Annotated in this window: 1 protein-coding gene; it reads right to left on the bottom strand. The window is 54.7% G+C overall.

Annotated features, from left to right (window positions below; translation table 11 throughout):
* A partial coding sequence (locus tag JUI81_RS31570) for a DUF637 domain-containing protein (protein WP_204125689.1) occupies window positions 1–2507 on the bottom strand: 2507 nt, incomplete at both ends.

The raw sequence follows: 2507 nt of genomic DNA, 5'->3' as shown, positions 1-2507 counted from the left end.
AACGTGCCCACCTGGGCCATTAGGAGCTACCTTCCCATATCTCAATGCGTTATCAACATAACTAGAGACGTCTTTAACAGATGTTCCTTGCGAAAACTTACTAACATTCGCAAATCCTGAGTCAGGTCCGTGGCGATAGAATACATGCTCAATACCTGTCATCAGACCGCCCTTATTGTAAGTGCTCGCACTCCATGATGCATCTATTTGCCTTGGAGCTGGTAATGCCTTGATCGCGTCATCTACAACAGCCCCAGTTCCTTTTGCCCCCCCTACTTCTCCCAAGCCTTTCGTCACGACAGCCGAGGTTCCCCCACCTATAACCTCGCTCGCAACCCCTTTTCCAAAAACAGATCCCAGAACCTTACCAACCCACGCCATTGGCAAAGGCACGAGCGACCCGACTGCCAGGGCATCTTTTGCCGCCTTCGCGTTCTCTGCGCTGATCCAGCGCTGAGTTTCTGGATCCTTCAGGTCAATGCCGGCACCGCTTGCAACACACGAAGCGTCACCACAAGGCAGGAAGCGTGGGTTGAATGCCTCTCCATCGATCAGAACAGGCGAGCGGAAACCACCTTTAGCATCAAGCACCCGACCCGAGAGACGATCACGAACCTCGTCACTGACATTCGGTGTTTTGCTCCAGTCATGATCAGGAGCAACGGGGAAAGCCGCCCAAGTGTAGTTGCTGGTCGACGCTCGGATATAGGCTACGAGATCCAGGTCGAGCTTTACTAACTGCTGGACGTATTGGCCGTTACCCAGGTCCACCCATTTTGCCGAAGGGTCGTAGATGCCATCCTTGGTGGCAACCATGTCGGAGCCTGGTTGAATGTCAGTACCACTAACACCAGAAAGCCTCAGCTGTTCTTCGATCTGTTCAACGGTGTACTTTCCACCACTGCGCGCAGCCAATTGTTCGGCGAGTTCGTGATCTTCCCTATGCAACTGTCTGTTGTATTGCGAAGCATTCTTTGCAATCCACGCAGCCTTCTCCAGCTTGCTCGCATCAACGTCTTTCTGTGCCGTGGCGGCCAAGACTCCAACGATCTGAGAACTCATCGTCAGCAGGTTGTCATTACCCTTGACCAGATTATCCAGCACACCGACTAGAGCTTCATTCGCCCCCGCCGCCAGGGCTCCAGTCTTGAAGTCCCCGCCGGTCACTTCAGCCAGCAACCCGCCCACCATTGCGTGTATAGCGATTTTTTGCACAGAGCCGTCGTCAAAGACACCTTTCGTGTAGTCACCCACCGCATTGAAGCTGGCTGCCGCCAAGGTGTTGAACAAGGCAGTTTTCAGCACATCACTGACGCTACCCTCTTGCCCCAGCGCCTTGCCCAGCAGTGCGGACGTTCCGCCTTGCAATACCTGATTTACGCCAAACCGACCAATCCCCTCCAGATTGCTGAGGTCAGTGACAAACTTGCCTGTATCAGGATTAAATTTTGTTTGCAGAATGTCGTTAAAGAAACCAGCCGTTACGCCAGCCGTCACACCCGAAATCACATACCCTTTGAGCGCTTCCGAGGACGTCACGTCCTGGAACACCGCTCCAAGATTCCCACCATTGTTGATAAAGCTGGTGGCCGCATTCGTTGCCGCACCAGAAGCCACTGCAGCAAGGCCTGCGGCTCCGATGGTCCCCATGCTGGCAAAAGCACTCAGTGCCGCAGGGCCGACAAAAGCCGCCATGACGATCGCAATGATGAGTTGCGAAGCCGGCCCAAGCCCCGAGGTTTCATACTTGAACGACTCGTGGATTTCCTTGACCAACTTCCAATCCACATCGCCCCGTGCTTCGGCTTGCTTCAGCCAGGCCAGTTGCGGATCGGCCTGGACCATTGCATCAATGGTCTGACTGACGCTTTGCTGATTCACCTCTTTGAGGTCGATTCGCAGACCTTCGACGGCCTTGATCGTGATGTTGCCTTTGGCAATCATCTGGGTCAGGCGCAGTGTCTCGTCGGTATTGCCCTTGCCTTTCGATGAGGTCCAGAAGGCGTCGCCATCGCTCTTGGTATGACTCTCGTCATGCAGGTCCTTGACCGCTTCGAAAGTGATGCTGCCCCCGCTGTCTAACGTGATGTCATTGCCGCTGTTGAGCTTCGCCACCTGATACCGCTGATCCCCACCGCTGACCAAGGTCAGGTTGCCCCCGGTGGTAATTTCACTGCCGATGTATTTCACATCGGTAACTTCATCGCGTTTGGTTTTCTTCGCGCCGAAGGAGCCCTTTTTCTTCATGTCATACAGCGAGTAGTCGCTGTCTTTCGCCGCAAGAATATCGAGGTTGTCACCCGCCACCAGGTACGCCTCATCCCCTGCGCTAATGCGGCTGGAGATAACCGCGAGATCCTTACCGGCATCCAACTTCACGTTGCCACCCGCCGTGACACCCGACATGACCTGGCTGACGTGGTCTTCCTGCCTGGTGAGTTTTTTGCTCTTGGACAGGGAGTGCTCTTCATCCGCTGCCGAGCTGATGGTCAGGTTGTCAACCGCCG

The sequence above is a fragment of the Pseudomonas sp. 008 genome, from assembly GCF_016861935.1.
Taxonomy (GTDB): Bacteria; Pseudomonadota; Gammaproteobacteria; order Pseudomonadales; family Pseudomonadaceae; genus Aquipseudomonas.
This window is presented reverse-complemented; position numbering and strand designations above follow the sequence as displayed.